Source organism: Peribacillus cavernae (genome assembly GCF_003989135.1).
Lineage (GTDB): Bacteria > Bacillota > Bacilli > Bacillales > DSM-1321 > Peribacillus > Peribacillus cavernae.
In genome coordinates, this window is the sequence record NZ_RYZZ01000010.1 from 25,748 (window position 1) to 43,627 (window position 17,880).

The 17,880-nt window shown below is 43.2% G+C and carries 22 protein-coding genes; 21 read left to right on the forward strand and 1 reads right to left on the reverse strand.

All coding sequences use genetic code 11. The annotated features are described in order from the left end of the window. Window positions 1-48: 48 nt before the first annotated feature. The 6 genes from ELQ35_RS09985 (at window position 49) to fni (ending at window position 4,694) form a co-directional block, all read left to right on the forward strand. Window positions 49-708: a flagellar brake protein gene (locus ELQ35_RS09985; RefSeq protein ID WP_126864699.1), complete on the forward strand. Its 660-nt coding sequence runs from the start codon at window positions 49-51 to the stop codon at window positions 706-708. A gap of 74 nt (window positions 709-782) precedes the next feature. After that, the gene (locus ELQ35_RS09990; protein ID WP_126864700.1) at window positions 783-968 is read left to right on the forward strand and encodes a YpfB family protein; all 186 of its coding nucleotides are present in this window, start codon (window positions 783-785) and stop codon (window positions 966-968) included. 150 nt (window positions 969-1,118) lie between these two features. After that, complete coding sequence (gene cmk, locus ELQ35_RS09995; protein WP_126864701.1) at window positions 1,119-1,793, forward strand: (d)CMP kinase; 675 nt, start codon at window positions 1,119-1,121, stop codon at window positions 1,791-1,793. Window positions 1,794-1,795: 2 nt separating this feature from the next. Then, window positions 1,796-2,377: a lysophospholipid acyltransferase family protein gene (locus tag ELQ35_RS10000; RefSeq protein ID WP_126864702.1), complete on the forward strand. Its 582-nt coding sequence runs from the start codon at window positions 1,796-1,798 to the stop codon at window positions 2,375-2,377. Window positions 2,378-2,498: 121 nt separating this feature from the next. After that, window positions 2,499-3,635: a 30S ribosomal protein S1 gene (gene rpsA / locus ELQ35_RS10005; protein ID WP_126864703.1), complete on the forward strand. Its 1,137-nt coding sequence runs from the start codon at window positions 2,499-2,501 to the stop codon at window positions 3,633-3,635. A gap of 12 nt (window positions 3,636-3,647) precedes the next feature. Further along, window positions 3,648-4,694, forward strand: coding sequence for a type 2 isopentenyl-diphosphate Delta-isomerase (gene fni, locus ELQ35_RS10010; protein WP_126864704.1), 1,047 nt, complete (start codon window positions 3,648-3,650; stop codon window positions 4,692-4,694). 212 nt (window positions 4,695-4,906) lie between these two features. On the opposite strand, the gene ELQ35_RS10015 is transcribed toward fni, so the two are convergent. Beyond that, entirely contained in the window at window positions 4,907-5,041 is a 135-nt protein-coding gene (locus tag ELQ35_RS10015) for a YpzI family protein (RefSeq protein WP_126864705.1), read from the reverse strand. Window positions 5,042-5,173: 132 nt separating this feature from the next. Here ELQ35_RS10015 and ELQ35_RS10020 point away from each other — a divergent pair, with 132 nt between their 5' ends. The 15 genes from ELQ35_RS10020 (at window position 5,174) to ELQ35_RS10090 (ending at window position 17,829) form a co-directional block, all read left to right on the forward strand. After that, window positions 5,174-5,788, forward strand: a complete 615-nt coding sequence (locus tag ELQ35_RS10020; RefSeq protein ID WP_126864706.1) for a YphA family membrane protein — start codon at window positions 5,174-5,176, stop codon at window positions 5,786-5,788. A gap of 199 nt (window positions 5,789-5,987) precedes the next feature. Then, on the forward strand, window positions 5,988-7,298 hold the full coding sequence (der, locus tag ELQ35_RS10025; RefSeq protein WP_126864707.1) for a ribosome biogenesis GTPase Der: 1,311 nt from the start codon (window positions 5,988-5,990) through the stop codon (window positions 7,296-7,298). Between the two features lie 16 nt (window positions 7,299-7,314). Continuing rightward, window positions 7,315-8,364 (forward strand): NAD(P)H-dependent glycerol-3-phosphate dehydrogenase, encoded by a 1,050-nt coding sequence (locus ELQ35_RS10030; RefSeq protein ID WP_126864708.1) that lies wholly within the window; start codon window positions 7,315-7,317, stop codon window positions 8,362-8,364. A gap of 312 nt (window positions 8,365-8,676) precedes the next feature. Beyond that, on the forward strand, window positions 8,677-8,877 hold the full coding sequence (locus ELQ35_RS10035) for a DUF2768 domain-containing protein (protein ID WP_126864709.1): 201 nt from the start codon (window positions 8,677-8,679) through the stop codon (window positions 8,875-8,877). A gap of 12 nt (window positions 8,878-8,889) precedes the next feature. After that, window positions 8,890-9,612 (forward strand): hypothetical protein, encoded by a 723-nt coding sequence (locus tag ELQ35_RS10040; protein WP_126864710.1) that lies wholly within the window; start codon window positions 8,890-8,892, stop codon window positions 9,610-9,612. 369 nt (window positions 9,613-9,981) lie between these two features. Beyond that, complete coding sequence (gene spoIVA / locus ELQ35_RS10045) at window positions 9,982-11,460, forward strand: stage IV sporulation protein A (RefSeq protein WP_126864711.1); 1,479 nt, start codon at window positions 9,982-9,984, stop codon at window positions 11,458-11,460. Window positions 11,461-11,917: 457 nt separating this feature from the next. Further along, entirely contained in the window at window positions 11,918-12,190 is a 273-nt protein-coding gene (locus ELQ35_RS10050) for an HU family DNA-binding protein (protein WP_126864712.1), read from the forward strand. A gap of 422 nt (window positions 12,191-12,612) precedes the next feature. Further along, the gene (gene folE / locus ELQ35_RS10055; protein WP_126864713.1) at window positions 12,613-13,179 is read left to right on the forward strand and encodes a GTP cyclohydrolase I FolE; all 567 of its coding nucleotides are present in this window, start codon (window positions 12,613-12,615) and stop codon (window positions 13,177-13,179) included. Window positions 13,180-13,217: 38 nt separating this feature from the next. Then, window positions 13,218-13,463 carry a trp RNA-binding attenuation protein MtrB gene (gene mtrB / locus ELQ35_RS10060; RefSeq protein WP_126864714.1) on the forward strand — a complete coding sequence of 82 codons (246 nt, stop codon included), beginning with the start codon at window positions 13,218-13,220 and terminating at the stop codon, window positions 13,461-13,463. Next, window positions 13,432-13,668, forward strand: coding sequence for a hypothetical protein (locus tag ELQ35_RS10065; protein WP_126864715.1), 237 nt, complete (start codon window positions 13,432-13,434; stop codon window positions 13,666-13,668). The genes mtrB and ELQ35_RS10065 overlap by 32 nt, the downstream gene beginning before the upstream one ends. A 37-nt stretch (window positions 13,669-13,705) precedes the next feature. Next, a complete protein-coding gene (locus tag ELQ35_RS10070) occupies window positions 13,706-14,533 on the forward strand; it encodes a heptaprenyl diphosphate synthase component 1 (protein WP_126864716.1) in 828 nt (275 codons plus the stop codon). 3 nt (window positions 14,534-14,536) lie between these two features. Then, window positions 14,537-15,247 (forward strand): demethylmenaquinone methyltransferase, encoded by a 711-nt coding sequence (locus ELQ35_RS10075; protein ID WP_126864717.1) that lies wholly within the window; start codon window positions 14,537-14,539, stop codon window positions 15,245-15,247. A gap of 147 nt (window positions 15,248-15,394) precedes the next feature. After that, the gene (hepT, locus tag ELQ35_RS10080) at window positions 15,395-16,357 is read left to right on the forward strand and encodes a heptaprenyl diphosphate synthase component II (protein WP_126864718.1); all 963 of its coding nucleotides are present in this window, start codon (window positions 15,395-15,397) and stop codon (window positions 16,355-16,357) included. 107 nt (window positions 16,358-16,464) lie between these two features. Beyond that, window positions 16,465-16,911: a nucleoside-diphosphate kinase gene (gene ndk, locus ELQ35_RS10085; RefSeq protein WP_126864719.1), complete on the forward strand. Its 447-nt coding sequence runs from the start codon at window positions 16,465-16,467 to the stop codon at window positions 16,909-16,911. 141 nt (window positions 16,912-17,052) lie between these two features. Beyond that, window positions 17,053-17,829 carry a CheR family methyltransferase gene (locus ELQ35_RS10090; RefSeq protein WP_126864720.1) on the forward strand — a complete coding sequence of 259 codons (777 nt, stop codon included), beginning with the start codon at window positions 17,053-17,055 and terminating at the stop codon, window positions 17,827-17,829. Window positions 17,830-17,880 lie beyond the last annotated feature (51 nt).

Here is a 17,880-nt window from a genome sequence, read left to right on the forward strand (position 1 = left end):
TAAATAAGAGTGAATAAAAAGAGAGATCCAATCTGGAGATGGAGAAAAATGATTAAAATTGGTGATACGCTTCTCATAGAACCAAAATTTTCGCTGCAGTCTGAACAGTATAAATCCATGGTAGTTGAGATCAGTGAAAGCAGCATTTTCATTGATTATCCCATCAACACCGCTACTGGGAAAATTGCTTTTTTACTAGATGGGACTCAAATGAAAATCACGTTCATAGCCGGCAATCAGGACCTGTATATTTTTGATACAGAAGTCCTGGGCAGGGTGAAAGCACAGATAGCGATGATACAATTGTCACACCCTCCGATTGAGTCTTATGTAAAGATTCAAAGAAGACAGTTTGTAAGGGTTGAAACGCCTGTGGATACAGCTGTCCATCCAGAAGCGTTTGAATTTGAGCCGTTTAGGGCAATAACGGATGATATCAGTGCAGGTGGTGCAGCTTTGCGAATTTTAAAGCAAATCAGTCTACAGCCGCATTCGAACATATTTGTCTGGCTTGCACTCCCGCTAAAATCCGGAGAAATTGGCTATTTGCGGCTGAAAAGCAATGTCATCCGGATCAGCGAACATACAGAACGATTTAATAAACTGTCTGTACAATTCATCGAAATGGCCGACGCAAACCGTCAGACCCTTATCCGCTATATTTTCGAAAGGCAAGTCGAGATGAAGAAGAAGGGCCTGATTGACTAGATTCTCGAAAAACATGAATAAAAATTGTTCCATTTTTCCATACTGTCAATAAAAGATGGTTGGGAAGGTCTATCATGAAAACAACCGAACGGATTATCATCAAGCTAATACTCATTCAGGTGGTTTGCTTGCTTGCTTTTCAGGTGGTTTTTCACCGTGAAGATTCTTTTCTGAAAATAAAGAAACTGGCTGAATATGAAGGCGTGACAAAAAACAACTATACGAAAATCATCGAAACATTCAATGGCCGAAATAACTAGCAGGGATTCCTGCTTTTTTTTATTTTCAAAAACCAAATAATAATTCCACTGCCAGGCAAGCATTCATTATTTTCATAATAACTCAACCTTTTGTGTTAAACTATAGAGGTATGGAATTATCGATGTATTGTCAGGATTATGGGAGGATTTATGGAGAAGAAAATATCAGTTGCAATCGACGGACCCGCAGCAGCAGGAAAAAGCACGGTCGCAAAAATCGTTGCAGGAACACTCAATTACATATACGTAGACACAGGCGCCATGTACAGGGCGTTGACATATAAATCACTGAGTGAAGGAGTCGATATCGGAAACGAAATTGCCCTGGTCCATTTATTGAATGATACAGTAATTGAACTGAAGCCGAATGATTACGGCCAGCTTGTTTTCCTCGATAATCAAAATGTAACCGAAGAAATTCGCAATAACGAGGTCACTGCCTCCGTTTCCGAGGTGTCGAAGCATAAGTCGATACGTGAAGAAATGGTGAGAAGGCAACAGCTTCTCGCCAAACATGGCGGCATAGTGATGGATGGCAGGGACATAGGCACGCATGTCCTTCCTGCAGCGGAAGTAAAAGTATTTTTGATTGCCTCAGTTGAGGAACGGGCCCTTCGGCGGCATCAGGAAAATATTCAAAAGGGGTTTTCTTCAAATCTCGGAAAATTAAAAGAAGAGATCTCTCTGCGGGACAAGCTGGATTCCGAAAGGGAAGTAGCACCATTAAGAAAAGCTCATGATGCCATCGAAATCGACACTACCTCATTGTCCGTACAACAAGTGGCTGAAAAAATAATGTCGTGGATTGAAGAAAGGACAAGATGAGCTTGAAGTTTTACACATTTGGCAAAAACGTAGTGAAACTAGTTTTAAGCCCTATTTATAGGGTCCGAACAATAGGTAAGGAGAATTTTCCAAAAGAAGGCGGCGTCTTGATTTGCTCCAATCATATCAATAATCTCGATCCGCCGATTGTTGGAATCACCTGTCCCCGCGATATTCATTTTATGGCAAAAGAAGAACTTTTTCACGCCCCTGTTTTAAAGGAAATCCTGCCAAGGGTAAATGTTTTTCCGGTAAAGCGGGGAATGAGTGACAGGGAGGCTCTTCGAAAAGGACTTTCGCTGCTAAAGGAAGGGGAGGTCCTCGGTTTGTTTCCCGAAGGAACAAGAAGCAAATCAGGGGAGCTTGGCGAAGGTTTGGGGGGTGCAGGATTTTTTGCCTTGCGATCCAATGCACAGGTGGTTCCATGTGCAATTATTGGTCCATATAAAGCCTTTGGCCAACTAAGAGTTGTCTATGGAAAGCCGATTGATTTTACCGAACATAGGGAAAATAAGATATCTGCCGACGAAGCTACCAAAATCATCATGGAAGAAATAAGAGTATTAATTTCCGCGAGCAAGTAATCCTTCTTGCTTGACAATTTCCTCGATTTATTAGAATTTATAAAAAAGGGGTTATTCCGAATTATGAATTAATAGGAAGATAAATTCTGCAGAGCAGTCAGGGGTTAAGGAGGAGTCGTAAATGACAGAAGACATGAACCAAGTAGAAGTAAACAACTATGAAGTTGGCGATCAAGTTAAAGCCAGGGTAACCAAAGTTGAAGAAAAACAGGTGATTGTAGATGTGGAGAACAGCAAAACAGATGGAATTATTCCAATCAGTGAGCTCTCCAGCCTGCATGTCGAAAAGGCTTCCGATGCAATTTCTGAAGGAGACGAGCTTGAGCTCGAGGTCATCAAAGTAGAAGAAGAGGCTCTTATCCTGTCCAAACGCAAGATTGATGCATTGAAGGCATGGAATGAACTGGAAGAGAAATTCGAAGCTGAGGAAGTTTTTGAAGCGGAAGTCAAGGATGTCGTAAAAGGCGGACTTGTCGTTGATCTTGGGGTCAGAGGTTTTGTACCTGCTTCGCTGGTCGAAGATTATTTTGTCGAAGACTTTGCTGATTACAAGAATAGAACATTGACGTTTAAAATCGTTGAACTTGATAAAGAGAAGAACCGCTTGATCCTCTCCCATCGTGCTGTCGTACAGGATCAAAAGGAGAAGAAAAAAGGCGAGGTGCTTGATTCGATTCAAAGCGGGCAAGTTCTTGAGGGCACCGTACAAAGAATCACGGATTTTGGAGCCTTCGTAGATATTGGCGGTGTGGACGGGCTTGTCCATATTTCCCAGCTTTCACATGAGCATGTTGAAAAAGCTTCTGATGTCGTTAAAGAGGGGGACAAAATAAACGTAAAGGTGCTTTCTGTCGATCGTGATAACGAAAGAATTTCGCTTTCCGTGAAAGAAACACTTCCTGGTCCCTGGTCTGATATTTCAGAGAAAGCTCCTAAAGGCGCTGTACTTGAAGGGACTGTCAAAAGGCTTGTTTCATTCGGTGCTTTTGTGGAAATTTTCTCAGGTGTGGAGGGGCTTGTCCATATTTCCCAAATCTCCCATCGTCACATCGGCACACCACAGGAGGTCTTGCGAGAAGGACAAACTGTACAGGTGAAGGTTCTCGATGTAAATGAAGAGGATCAGCGCTTATCTTTAAGTATAAAAGAATTGCAAGAACGACAAATTAATCAGGATTCAAATTATGACCTGCCAGAGGAATCGAATGGATTCCAGCTTGGTGATATGATCGGGGAGCAGTTAAAAAAATTCAAATAATTGGTGATAGTTTTGACAAGGACCCAGCGTAAATTAGAACATATACATTATGCACTGCAAACCGGGCAGCACAGGCTATCCGGGTTCGAGGATATTTCGTTTGTTCATCAAAGCTTGCCGGATCTATCTACAGAGGGTATCTCTCTTGATACAGCCATTGGCGGACTTCATGCAAGTTCGCCAATTTTTATAAACGCGATGACCGGGGGCGGCGGAAAAGAGACGGAAAACCTGAATCGGGATCTGGCGATGGCTGCAAAAGAAACAGGAATTTCGATGGCGGTAGGTTCACAAATGGCAGCGATAAAGGATCCTGCTCAAGCTGCCTCTTTCGAAATTGTCAGGAAAATGAATCCAGATGGCATCGTGATCGCGAATCTTGGCGGGGAGGCCGGCATTGAAGAAGCTAAACGTGCCGCCGATATGCTGAAGGCTGATGCGCTGCAAATACACTTAAACGTCATCCAGGAGCTGACTATGCCGGAAGGAGACCGTACCTTCGAAGGTGTTTTAGCGAGGATTGAAGAAATAAGACTGAAGCTCGATATCCCGGTAATTGTTAAAGAAACTGGATTTGGCATGAGCAAAGAAACCGTAGCCCAATTATGTTCGGCTGGCATTAGCATCTTGGATGTCGGCGGGTTCGGCGGGACGAACTTTGCAAGAATTGAGAATGAAAGGCGCCAGACGGCTCTCACCCTTTTCAATGATTGGGGAATTCCAACTGCTGTGTCCATTGCAGAAGCAGTTTCAGCAGGAGAGGATACCTCAATCTTAGCTTCAGGGGGAATCCAAGATGCTCTTGATGTGGCAAAATGCATTGCTTTAGGAGCGGATGGAGCGGGAATAGCGGGGCATTTTATGAAATCTTTGAAAGAAAAAGGCATGACCGCTTTAATTCACGAGATCGAAGACTTGCATCAAGAGTTAAGAATCATTATGACGGCCCTTGGGGCAAAAAATATCAAAGAATTGCAGGACTCCAGTCTAGTTATCAGCGGAAAGACATACCATTGGCTTACACAGCGAGGCATCGATTGTTCCCGGTATGCAAAATAATGAGTTTTATAAAGAAGCTGCACCCGGTTCTCTATAAACCGGGTGCAGCTTCTTTCTTTAAAGATAAGAAAGTATAACCTTTTCAACTATGCTAAGTGTCTAGCGCAAGCAGCCTACCCCCTAGCCCCGCACAGGACGTGCTAGTGCCGACGAAGACATAAGGACGTGGCGGTTCTTAGTCGACGTTCCTTTTACAGGCGCTAGCGCCTTTCTTACCGTTTGTTTCTGTCGCGGGCCTCTTCTGGGCTCTCCATTTTCGTTGCACCCGGTTTAGCCAGCCCCTGGTCTCGATCGGACTCGACACGTCCGCTTTCCTTCAGTTTTTTTTCTTGTCGGTCTCTTCCCATTTTAACACCTCCTACGTTTAGCGTTGCTATTCGAAAAGAATTTATGTGTTCATTATAACGGGCTATCGTGAGCTGGTTCAGGGTTTAAGCCTTTTAGAAAGAAGACATAATGGTTCTAGAGGAGGAAATATTATGGATGGATTGTTTTTTTATTGGATCTTATGGATGGCCTGGGTAGTCGTTATGTTTTTTATCCCCAAAACGTTTCAATCCCGCTATGCTATTTTATTTCATTTGCTTGCCGTAATGTTTTTAGCAGCTTATGAGCTGCATGTTTATCGTTATGTTATTAATAGTTCTTCTATATATTTGTTAATTATTTGCAGTTTTTATTGCAGAAACCTGAGTCTCTACAGGACGATTGAATTTATCATTTGCAGTTTCATTATTTCACTAGGGTACTCATGCTTCCAGTTATATGCGCTGTTAGATCCGGTATGGCTCATATTCAAGGCTGATTGGATGCTCGGTTTTTTCTTGAATTATCTTGCAGTAGTCCTTTTCCAGGACTGGAAAAGGCGGACATGTGCCCTCGTGATCGGAATGATACTAGGTGAAACTATCTTTTCAGGGTTATTACTATTTCATTCGCTGCCTTACAAGGCAGGTTCGTATTCATGGCTGGATACAGCTGTCCTGTTAGTATTGATAAATTTGGCATGGGCTTTGTTGGAATTTGCCAGCCGCTTTATCCAGGGTGTGTTTGCAAATCAACAAGCAGCAAAAGGAGCGTCCAGGCTAAGATAAGACAAACATTGTTGATTGCGGAAAAATTTGATACTATATGATAGGTAGAAAAGGCCGTCCTAAGAGAGTATGGCCTTGCTTAACGAGTACGGCTGCATACACAAGACATGGAAAATGAACTTTATTATATCGCAATAAAACGGCTTTCATGAATTCCATAAAAACAGATACTCATTTGAAGAAAGGGCGGAGAAACATCATGCCAAAACCGGTAGTAGCCATTGTGGGGCGGCCGAACGTAGGAAAATCCACAATATTTAATAGAATAGTCGGGGAACGGGTCTCCATTGTCGAAGATGTGCCTGGGATAACGAGAGACAGAATTTATAGCTTAGGCGAATGGCTGACACACGACTTTAACATCATCGATACGGGAGGAATAGATATCGGCGATGAACCCTTCCTGGAGCAGATTCGCCAGCAGGCGGAAATTGCGATCGACGAAGCCGATGTCATCGTTTTTTTGACAAATGGCCGTGAAGGAGTAACTGCTGCGGACGAAGAAGTGGCTAAAATTCTATATAAGTCAAAAAAGCCGGTAGTGCTTGCCGTAAATAAGATTGACAATCTGGAAATGAGGGACCAGATTTATGACTTTTATGCACTTGGTTTCGGCGATCCATTCCCTATCTCCGGATCCCACGGTTTAGGGCTTGGCGACCTGCTCGACCAGGTAGCTAAAAGTTTTCCCCAGTATAATGAGCAGGATTATGATGAAGAAGTCATTAAATTTAGCTTAATTGGGCGTCCGAATGTCGGAAAGTCGTCACTTGTAAACACGCTTCTCGGGGAAGACCGCGTGATTGTAAGTGAAATTGAAGGGACGACAAGAGATGCGATCGATTCGCCATATACATATAACGGCAAAGAATATGTCATTATCGACACTGCTGGAATGAGAAAAAAAGGGAAGGTATATGAAAGCACTGAGAAATACAGTGTTCTTCGTGCCTTAAGGGCGATTGAACGTTCAGATGTGGTCCTTGTCTTATTAAACGCGGAGGAAGGTATCAGGGAGCAGGATAAAAAAATTGCCGGTTATGCTCATGAAGCCGGCAGGGGTGTCATCATCGTCGTCAATAAGTGGGATGCCATCGAAAAAGACGAAAAAACAATGAAAGAATTTGAAGAAAATATTCGCGCCCATTTCCTCTTCCTGGATTATGCCCCAATTGTTTATTTATCGGCAAAGACAAAAAAACGGGTGCATTCCTTGCTGCCTATCATCGATCGGGTCAGCGAAGCGCATGCGTTGCGTGTTCAAACCAATGTCTTGAACGAAGTAATCATGGATGCGGTAGCTATGAATCCAACGCCAACCCATAACGGCACCCGCCTAAAAATCTATTATACTACTCAGGTAGCCGTGAAACCGCCGACCTTTGTCGTCTTTGTCAATGATCCTGAGCTTATGCATTTTTCGTACGAAAGATTTTTGGAAAACAGGATTCGTGATGCGTTTGAATTCGAAGGTACACCCATAAGGATCTTCGGTCGCCAAAGAAAATAAAGGAGAGGTGCTGAACATGCCGAAAGAAACGAAAAGTATTGCCGTGATTGGAGCAGGAAGCTGGGGAACTGCCTTAGCGATGGTGCTGGCGGATAATCATCACGAAGTAAGGCTCTGGGGACATAAAAAGAATCAAATCAATGAAATAAATGAACAACATACCAACCGGAAATACCTTCCGGAAATTGAATTGCCAGCAGGAATCACCGGCTATTCTTCCTTAGGGCAGGCGTTAGAAGGAATCACAGACATCATTCTGGCAGTACCAACAAAGGCGATTAGAGGGGTACTCGGACAAATTAGAGAGCTTGCAAAGAAACCGCTTATGGTTGTCCATGTCAGCAAAGGAATAGAACCTGATACACTCTTGCGTATTTCTGAGATGATCGAAGAAGAAATGCCAGCGGAACTGCTAAAGGATGTAGTCGTACTTTCCGGACCCAGCCATGCCGAGGAAGTCAGCCAGCGCCATCCTACAACCGTAGCAGTATCTTCGAAGAATATGGCAGCGGCTGAAAGGATCCAGGATTTGTTCATCAACCAGAACTTCCGCGTATACACAAACCCTGATATTGTCGGAGTGGAAATAGGCGGGGCCTTGAAGAACATTATTGCACTTGCCGCCGGGATCACAGATGGATTAGGGTACGGGGACAATGCAAAAGCAGCTTTGATTACAAGAGGTCTTGCCGAGATTTCAAGATTAGGGACGGCAATGGGTGCGAACCCATTGACCTTTTCTGGTTTGGCAGGGATTGGCGATCTAATTGTAACCTGTACTAGCATCCACTCGCGGAACTGGAGAGCGGGGAATTTGCTCGGAAAAGGGCAGAACCTGAATGAAGTCCTCGAAAATATGGGCATGATTGTCGAGGGCGTCAGGACTACAAAAGCCGCCTTTCAGCTTGCCGAGAAATATAGTGTAAATATGCCGATTACAAATGCGTTGTATAATGTGCTGTTCAACGGGCGGAACGTGAAGGAATCAGTTGATATTTTAATGAACCGTACAAAGACGGCTGAGATGGAAGACCTGTTCAATGTCCTTGATTCAAGGCTCAAATGACCGAGCCTTTCCTAAAACTGGTTCAAGCGAAGGAAGCGAAGGCCTGAATTATTTTTGGAAAATAGGCATTAGGGGGCGCGCCTTATTTCTTTTCTGCATACAATGCAACGTAGTAAACTAGTAATCTGACCTGGCGACATGGGGGATTTAGTCAAATGGCGGAAGATATACAGCTGTTTTATATCTTCTGCTTTTTTAAAGTGTATGAAGGGCATGCAGTGGCCGAGCGCCGATTGGTTCCACTTTAATAAAGAGGTATTCGGTAAAGCTTGCATGTGTTATAATACTTTCGGAATGAAGGAGTGAAAATCTATGACACCAGCACTGCAAAAAATGTGGATCTCATTTGCTGCCATGTTTTTTATGTTTATTTCCATCTTATCCATTTATTTCAGCCGTTATAAGTTAAAAGGTTTCTTGCGGGTATTTACTGCCATCATTGCTTACATATTGATGATCTCAGCGGGTCTGATTATTCTATTTGTCGTATTAACTGGACCGACGGATGCATAGGGACAAATTAATATGTTGAAAGTAAAAGTAACTGCATTATTATTGCTTCTACCGCTTTTTTTGACTGGGTGCCTCTATCCCGAACAGAAAACCGCAGAAAATCAGGTTCCTTACAAAGAGCAGATTCAGTCTGTTCAGAGTGCAATCGACCAGTTCAGGGAAGACGAAGGCGGAATCCTGCCGATTAAAACGAAGTCAATGGAAACACCCTATTATCAAAAATATCTTGTCGATTTTCCGAAAATCGTTCCAAAGTATATGGCAGAACCGCCCGGTAATTCCTATGAATCGGGCGGTGTGTTTCAATATGTAATCATTGATGTGGAAACAGATCCGAAAGTGAAGATATTTGATGTGAGGATCGCCCAGGAAATACAGGACCTGAATCTTCGCCTGACTGCGTACAGACAACAAAATGGCTATCCTCCATTTAAAGAACGCCTTTCGAATGATGTTTTTACAATTGATTACGAAAAAATGGGCCTGAAAGAAGTGCCGGCCGTTTTGAGCCCTTACTCACAAAAGACGCTGTCGATTGTCATCAATTCCGATGTAGAGCTATTTGTGGATTACACACCTGATTTATATGATGCCTTGCAAAAAAAGGGGAACTCATATAAACAAGGCGAAGATATCCGTTCAATCCTGACAGATGATTCTGATTTTGTTCCAGCTTACTCTCTTCCTTACACGATTGATCAAACAGCAAAAAAACCGATATTCTTAACAAAATAGGCATAACCCTTCTTCTGCAAAATATATTGTAGGGGAAGGGTTATTTCTTTATTCTTCTGAATATATATGGACCTTAAAAATAACAGCCCTCATATAAAAAGCGAACTCTGCAGGCGACCCTGGTTAGAATCACCGCTTCTAATCAAAAAGCCAGGCAGCTTGAACTTACAGATTATCGAAAGAGAGGCGCCTCTTCCGTGGCATAACAGCCAGGGAAACAATCTATTTTAAAGGTAAAAATGGGATGCAGAGTTCAACAAAAAATTCTGGAATAAATTTTTAGGACAACGTCATAAACATATACTGTCCTAGAATTTTAAATAAAACGGATGATGCTATCCCAGGACTCTAATATCGGGAGGGGATACCTTGGAAAAGGTAGATATTTTTAAAGATATTGCTGAACGCACCGGGGGAGACATATACTTAGGGGTTGTCGGAGCTGTGCGGACCGGTAAATCTACATTCATAAAGAAATTTATGGAACTGGTGGTCATTCCGAATATCGGGACAGAGTCAGACCGTGCCCGGGCAAAGGATGAACTGCCACAAAGCGCTGCCGGTAAAACGATCATGACGACCGAGCCGAAGTTTGTTCCGAACCAGGCAGCTACGGTACATGTTTCCGAGGGACTTGATGTAAACATCAGGCTCGTGGACTGCGTCGGTTATACCGTACCGGGAGCAAAAGGGTACGAAGATGAAAATGGCCCGCGCATGATTCAAACGCCATGGTATGAAGAGCCGATTCCCTTTCATGAAGCGGCTGAAATCGGCACAAGAAAAGTCATTCAAGACCATTCCACGCTTGGGGTCGTAATAACGACTGACGGCACGATTGGAGAGATTCCGCGCAGCGACTACGTTGAAGCAGAGGCGCGCGTAATCGAGGAACTAAAGGAAGTTGGCAAACCATTCATCATGATTGTGAACTCCGCACAGCCGCATCACCCTGAAACGACGGCCTTAAAAGAGAGCCTTCAGGCCAAATACGACATTCCTGTTTTGGCAATGAGTGTTGAAGGAATGCGCGAATCCGATGTATTGAATGTTTTGCGTGAAGCATTATATGAATTCCCTGTTTTAGAGGTGAATGTGAATCTTCCAAGTTGGGTATTGGTCTTAAAGGAAAACCATTGGCTTCGTGAAAGCTATCAGGAAGCCGTTAAGGAAACCGTCAAGGATATCAAACGTTTAAGGGATGTCGACAGAGTTGTCGGACATTTTAACGACTTTGAATTTATTGATCGTGCCAGCCTAGCCGGAATTGAGATGGGCCAGGGTGTTGCCGAGATTGACCTCTATGCGCCTGATGAACTCTATGATGATATTCTAAAAGAAATCGTCGGGGTTGAAATCCGCGGAAAGGATCACCTGCTTTCCCTCATGCAGGACTTTGCCCATGCCAAGGAGGAATATGACCAATACTCCGATGCGTTAAAAATGGTAAAACAGACAGGATACGGGGTTGCTGCACCATCATTAGCTGATATGAGCCTGGATGAGCCGGAAATCATCCGCCAGGGTTCCCGGTTCGGCGTCCGTTTAAAAGCTGTTGCACCGTCGATCCATATGATCAAAGTCGATGTAGAGTCGGAGTTTGCCCCGATTATCGGCACGGAAAAGCAAAGTGAGGAACTGGTCCGTTACTTAATGCAGGACTTTGAAGACAACCCACTATCCATCTGGAATTCGGACATTTTCGGCAGATCCTTGAGTTCGATTGTCAGAGAGGGAATTCAGGCAAAACTGTCGCTGATGCCTGAAAACGCGCGTTATAAACTAAAGGAAACGTTAGAACGTATCATTAACGAAGGATCAGGCGGTTTGATTGCAATTATTTTATAGAGGAACAAAGACGAAGAACCAGCCCGGTTGCGGGCTGGTTCTATGCTTGTTTAAGATCAAAAAAATCAGGCAGAGAGCCGATTTTGATAGCACAAACAAATAATATATGCAATTTTTAAGAAAAGATTCCCATAATTTTTTTAATATACTTGCTATCGGATTGCCATATGTGATAATCTACATACAGAAAACGCGTTGTAACGCCATTCTTAGGCAACTGAGAATCTTTTTCTCGCTAGTTTTGAGAAAGTTTCCCTTATTATTAGCAGGGAATCAAAGGAACTGGTTCAATTAATAACAAATCACTATTATACAGTGTTTGTAATATTGATTTTTTATTAGAAAACTCGCCGATTGGCGAGCCTTTAAAGGCGAAGACAGAGGCGTAGTTATGCAGACAGGAAAGTTTATACTTTCTTATGCTTGCGAAAATTCCTTTTGGGAGGAGGTGAATGGCATGAACAAGACAGAATTGACTAACGCAGTTGCTGAAGCAGGAGAGCTTTCCAAGAAAGATGCGACGAAAGCTGTTGATGCTGTTTTTGATACAATCCTAGACGCTTTGAAAAACGGAGATAAAGTACAACTAATCGGTTTTGGGAATTTCGAAGTACGTGAGCGCGCGGCTCGCAAAGGCCGTAACCCGCAAACTGGCGACGAAATCGAAATCGCAGCAAGTAAGGTACCAGCTTTCAAACCTGGTAAGGCACTTAAAGACGCTGTTAAGTAAGTACATACGGTACTTTAGGGTGTAAGGGGACCACGCAATGTGACGTGGCCCCCTTTTTGCTTCTTTTTTTCGAAATGTGCTAATATGGAGTTATATGTTTTTTAAAATGTCTTTGTTCAAAGAAAAGAAAGTATAACTTTTTCAATTTATACTGGTGTCTAGCGCAAGCAGCCTAGCCCCGACGCACAGGACGTGCTAGTGCCGACGAAGACATAAGGACGTGGCGTACTTAGTCGGCCTCGAGGTCATAAGGCCCGGCTCCCTACAGAAGGCAAAAAGCGCCTTCTTTCGGGATCTGTCTTATGCTTGTCGGACTTGCGCATGGATGCGCTGACGTCGACGTTCGCAACAGGACGTGGCGGTTCTTAGTCGACGTTCATTATTAAAGGCGCTTGCGCTTTTCTAATTTAGGAGGAAGTATGATGGCAAACGTGAATCATGCCAAAATAGAAGAAGCGGTAAAAATGATTCTGGAAGCGGTCGGCGAAGACCCGGAACGTGAAGGTCTATTGGATACACCTAAACGTGTCGCCAGAATGTACGAAGAAATTTTTGCAGGACTGGCGCAGGATCCAAAGGAATACTTTGAAACGGTTTTTGGGGAAGATCATGAAGAACTTGTCTTAGTAAAAGACATCCCCTTTTATTCCGTCTGTGAACATCATCTTGTTCCTTTTTACGGGAAAGCTCATGTTGCTTACATACCGAGAAATGGAAGGGTAACCGGCTTAAGCAAACTGGCCAGGGCCGTTGAAGCCGTCTCAAAAAGGCCGCAGCTGCAGGAAAGGATCACCTCGACCGTGGCTGACTCGATTATGGAGAAGCTGGAGCCCCATGGTGTCATGATCGTTGTTGAAGCAGAGCATATGTGTATGACAATGCGCGGGGTTAAGAAACCGGGAGCAAAAACAGTGACTTCCGCTGTCAGAGGTGTATTTGCAGAGGATGCACGCTCGAGAGCCGAAGTGCTTGCTTTCATCAAAGAATAAGTGAAGGCTTTGAAACGTTTGATACGGAGGCGGACATTATCGAGGAAAAACAGCTAAAGGATTTTGTTGTGATAAAGGCAGTGGAAGATGGCGTCAATGTGATTGGACTGACCCGGGGCACTGATACAAAATTCCACCATTCTGAAAAGCTTGATTCGGGCGAAGTGATGATTGCCCAGTTCACAGAGCATACGTCAGCGATAAAAATCAGAGGAAATGCCAAAATCTATACTCCATATGGAGAGATAGAGAGTGAAACTAGAAAAGGGCTGGCCGATAAATAGAGCCTGGTCGATCAAGCTGATTTCATTAACCGATACTACCATTGCCGGCATAAACTGGCCGTTAAAGCCTGCTATGCCGGTTTTATTTTTCAGGAACCGAACCCAAGACTTTATCGTAAAAAAATTTGTTACAAGCACTATTGGATTATTTTTATGTTATAATGATTTGTGCTTTAATCCGGAAACCTCGCATGATGCGGGGTAAATAAAATTATCTTACGGCGATGTAAGGGTGATCTCAATTGTTAAACAAAAATACTCTTTTGACAGAATTGAAAGAATTAATAGAAAGAAAAGCTTATCATCCTTATTTACTCAAATATTTAGAGAAGCCGAGTATTGATGAAGATAAGCTGCTTTTGCTTATGGGCTTGTTTAACGAATTGGAGATAACAGATGAGGAAAGAAAAAAATATATCTTATCTACCATGCTGGTGCAGATGGCCCTTGACGCCCATGAAAATGTAACTAACACCTCCCTGCAGGATGAAGAGGGGGGCAGCCTGAAAAACCGGCAATTAACAGTGTTAGCCGGGGATTACTACAGCGGCCTATACTATCAGTTACTGTCAGAAGTCGAAAACATTCCGTTAATTCGCGTTCTAGCTAGCGCGATAAAAGACATAAATGAACATAAAATTTTATTATACCAAAAGTCACTGGATGAAATTTCCTGTCTTATCGAAAGCGTGAAGGCAATCGAATCGTCATTGATCAGGAAAGTGGCTGATAACTTTAATAGACCAGGCTGGAAGGAACTCTCCGCGAACATCCTTCTCTTGAACCGCCTTCATAACGAGAAGAAAAGCTATTTGGAAACTGGACAATCCATCATTTTCGAGATAGTAAGAAAAATTTCTTTCCCAAAAAAAGAGAGGGCAGGCTCTTTATCGAATGAGCAAATAGCTCTCGTGCTGAACAAAATGGATCAGTGCATCGCTTATGCTCAGGATTCCTCCAGACAGACACTGGAAAAGCTTTCTCCCCAGAACGTGACCCTAAAAAAAAGGATCGGCGCCATTTTGGAATATACATCCATTACAGCAAATTCAATTGTGGAAGAAGGGTGAACTATGCAGCAGTCAAAAGAACAAAGAGTTCATCATGTTTTTGAAAAAATATATGATAATTATGACAAAATGAACTCTGTCATAAGTTTCAAGCAGCACATCAAATGGCGTAAATATACGACGGATCGAATGGATGTCCCTAAGGGGGCGGCTGCTCTTGATGTTTGCTGCGGAACAGCTGACTGGACCATTGCTCTCGCGGAAAAAACCGGCCCAACTGGCAAAGTCACCGGCCTTGATTTCAGCAAAAATATGCTTAAAATCGGTGAAGAGAAAATCGAAGAGTTGAAACTGGATGATTACGTAACATTGATTCACGGAAATGCCATGGAGCTTCCGTTTGAAGATAATACTTTTGATTATGTGACAATTGGATTCGGACTTCGCAATGTTCCTGATTACCTGCAGGTATTAAAGGAATTAAACAGGGTCTTGAAACCGGGAGGAATGGCGGTTTGTCTCGAAACCTCACAGCCGACGATGATAGGGTTTAAACAGCTGTATTATATGTACTTTCGTTTTGTAATGCCATTGTTTGGCAAGCTGTTCGCCAAAAGCTTTCAGGAATACTCATGGCTCCAGGAGTCGGCACGGGATTTTCCGGGGATGAAGGAGCTGGCAGGCATGTTTAAGGAAGCCGGTTTCCGGAATGTCAGCTACAAAGCCCACAGCGGCGGGGCAGCCGCTACACATTTTGGCTATAAATTGAAATAAATACCGAAAGCGGAAGCGCCTTGTTCAAAGGAACGTCGACTAACAACCGCCACGTCCTGTGGCAATGTCGGCACTAGCACGTTCTGTGCGTCGGGGCTAGGCTGCTTGCGCTGGATGAAAAGCATTTACAAAAGCTGGGTGGAGTTTATGAAACTTAACATATTGTATTCCTTTTTGAATACAGATCTGCAAATCATTGAAAAAGAATTAGAAGCTACCATACACGCCGAATCGCCTGTCCTTAGACAAGCATCTTTGCATCTGCTGCAATCCGGAGGGAAACGGATTCGCCCAGTTTTTGTATTGCTGGCAGCAAAATTTGGCCAATATGATATCCATGTGGTGAAAAACGCTGCGATTGCACTTGAACTGATCCATATGGCGTCGCTTGTCCATGATGACGTTATTGATGATTCAGATTTGCGCCGCGGAGCACCGACAATTAAATCAAAGTGGGATAACCGTGTCGCCATGTATACAGGCGACTACATTTTTGCCAGGTCTCTTGAGGTGATGTCTGAAATCAAGAATCCTCTTGCCCATCAGCTTCTTGCCCATGCAATCATCGAAGTATGCAAAGGCGAAATTGAGCAGATCAAGGATAAATATGATTTCGGCCAGAATTTAAGAACCTATTTAAAAAGGATTAGGCGGAAAACGGCCCTGCTCATCGCCTCAAGCTGCCAGTTAGGCGCCATTGCCGCAGGCGTGGAGGAGCATGTCCATAAACAACTGTTCCGGTTCGGCTATTATGTCGGGATGACCTATCAAATCACCGATGATATCCTCGACTTTACAGGAACGGAAAAGGAGCTCGGAAAACCCGCTGGAGGCGATCTCAGGCAGGGAAATATCACGCTTCCCGTGTTGATCGCCATGGAAGACCCAAGGATCATGGCCTTGGTTGGAAGCGTCCATGAAAATATCTCGAAAGATGAATTAACTGATATAATCGATACAATCAACGCTTCAGGAGCGATTGAAAAGGCGTCTGAAATGGGAGACGCTTATTTGAAAAAAGCATTTGCAATATTGGAGACACTGCCCCCCAACCGTGCAAAAAACACATTTTCCGAAATAGCGAAATTCATCGGTAAACGAAAATTTTAATTATTGATATCCGAAAGGTTGCGTAATTTTCAAAACAATGATACTATTTTTGAGGATTGTCTAAGATTTAGGCAAATATCATTCATACATAGCAGGAGTGGACATTCATGGAAAAAACGTTTCTAATGGTTAAACCCGATGGTGTACAGCGCAGCCTCATCGGTGAAATTGTTTCTCGTTTCGAGAAAAAAGGCTTCCGTTTAGCTGGAGCAAAATTGATGGCGATTTCAACAGAACTTGCCGAGCAGCACTATGGTGAACATAAAGAGCGTCCTTTTTTCGGAGAACTAGTCGATTTCATCACCTCCGGCCCCGTTTTTGCGATGGTCTGGGAGGGCGAAAATGTAATCGCTGTCGCACGCCAGATGATGGGTGCAACAAATCCCAAAGACGCAGCTGCAGCTACAATCCGTGGCGACTTCGCTGTTACTGTCGGCAAAAATATCATTCATGGATCTGATTCACTGGAGAGTGCAGAGCGTGAAATCAGCTTATTTTTCAAAGAAGAAGAATTGGCGGAATACGCTAAGTCAATCGGTGAATGGGTATATTAATCAATCTAGCTTTGCCATCCGGCGAAGCTTTTTGTTTTTTTAAAAAAGATCATTTGATAATTATGTCCTAAAAGCAAACTTCCTGCAAACTTCTTCCGATATATTAGTGGGCGGAAGTAAAAAAAGCAGGGGGACGTATCTATGCCGCAAGAGTATGAAGCATTCATCATACATATCAAAAAGCTCACAGGAATCGATTTATCACTTTACAAGGAAGCCCAGATGAAACGCAGGCTTATTTCGTTATATGAAAAAAAGGGATATAAATCATTTCGTGTCTATTATAAAGCAATTGAAGAAGACCCTAACATCTTAAACGAATTCCTCGATAGAATGACAATCAACGTTTCCGAGTTCTATCGAAATGAAAAAAGATGGAAAGTATTAGAGGAAAAAATTTTTCCTGGCTTGTTGAATTCGTCGCGGAAATTGAAAATATGGAGTGCAGCCTGCTCTACTGGAGAGGAACCATATACAATCGCAATGGTGCTTTCCAAATTTGTTCCTTTATCACAAATCGAAGTACTGGCCACAGACATTGATGAAAAGGCATTGGCCCGTGCCAAACTGGGCATTTATCCGGAACGCTCACTTACTGAGATTCCCGCAGCTATGAGGGCTCGGTATTTTTCAAAAAATGGAGACTTCTATCAAATTGCTGATGAAATCAAGAGGGCAGTAATTTTTAAAAAACATAATCTGCTGGCTGACCGGTTTGACTCGCAATTAGATTTAATTGTCTGCCGCAATGTGCTGATCTATTTTACTGAGGAAGCGAAAAACATCCTTTACCATAAATTCAGCGCTTCCCTTAAAAGCGGGGGAATTTTTTTTGTTGGCAGTACGGAACAAATATTTAATCCTGCCCGCTATCAGTTCGAGACGGAGGATACTTTTTTTTATAAAAAACACCGATAACATTTCACCGTATACTGTTCCCACTTTTCTTAAAACTATGGTATATTGATA

Coding starts and splice junctions, on each gene's coding strand:
- ELQ35_RS10090 (WP_126864720.1), top strand. CDS start 17,053: ATGCCGCAAGAGTATGAAGCATTCATCATACATATCAAAAAGCTCACA.
- ELQ35_RS10075 (WP_126864717.1), top strand. CDS start 14,537: ATGCAGCAGTCAAAAGAACAAAGAGTTCATCATGTTTTTGAAAAAATA.
- folE (WP_126864713.1), top strand. CDS start 12,613: ATGGCAAACGTGAATCATGCCAAAATAGAAGAAGCGGTAAAAATGATT.
- ELQ35_RS10035 (WP_126864709.1), top strand. CDS start 8,677: ATGACACCAGCACTGCAAAAAATGTGGATCTCATTTGCTGCCATGTTT.
- ELQ35_RS10040 (WP_126864710.1), top strand. CDS start 8,890: ATGTTGAAAGTAAAAGTAACTGCATTATTATTGCTTCTACCGCTTTTT.
- hepT (WP_126864718.1), top strand. CDS start 15,395: ATGAAACTTAACATATTGTATTCCTTTTTGAATACAGATCTGCAAATC.
- ELQ35_RS10020 (WP_126864706.1), top strand. CDS start 5,174: ATGGATGGATTGTTTTTTTATTGGATCTTATGGATGGCCTGGGTAGTC.
- ELQ35_RS10030 (WP_126864708.1), top strand. CDS start 7,315: ATGCCGAAAGAAACGAAAAGTATTGCCGTGATTGGAGCAGGAAGCTGG.
- ELQ35_RS09990 (WP_126864700.1), top strand. CDS start 783: ATGAAAACAACCGAACGGATTATCATCAAGCTAATACTCATTCAGGTG.
- ELQ35_RS10015 (WP_126864705.1), bottom strand. CDS start 5,041: ATGGGAAGAGACCGACAAGAAAAAAAACTGAAGGAAAGCGGACGTGTC.
- rpsA (WP_126864703.1), top strand. CDS start 2,499: ATGACAGAAGACATGAACCAAGTAGAAGTAAACAACTATGAAGTTGGC.
- ELQ35_RS09985 (WP_126864699.1), top strand. CDS start 49: ATGATTAAAATTGGTGATACGCTTCTCATAGAACCAAAATTTTCGCTG.
- ndk (WP_126864719.1), top strand. CDS start 16,465: ATGGAAAAAACGTTTCTAATGGTTAAACCCGATGGTGTACAGCGCAGC.
- der (WP_126864707.1), top strand. CDS start 5,988: ATGCCAAAACCGGTAGTAGCCATTGTGGGGCGGCCGAACGTAGGAAAA.
- ELQ35_RS10050 (WP_126864712.1), top strand. CDS start 11,918: ATGAACAAGACAGAATTGACTAACGCAGTTGCTGAAGCAGGAGAGCTT.
- cmk (WP_126864701.1), top strand. CDS start 1,119: ATGGAGAAGAAAATATCAGTTGCAATCGACGGACCCGCAGCAGCAGGA.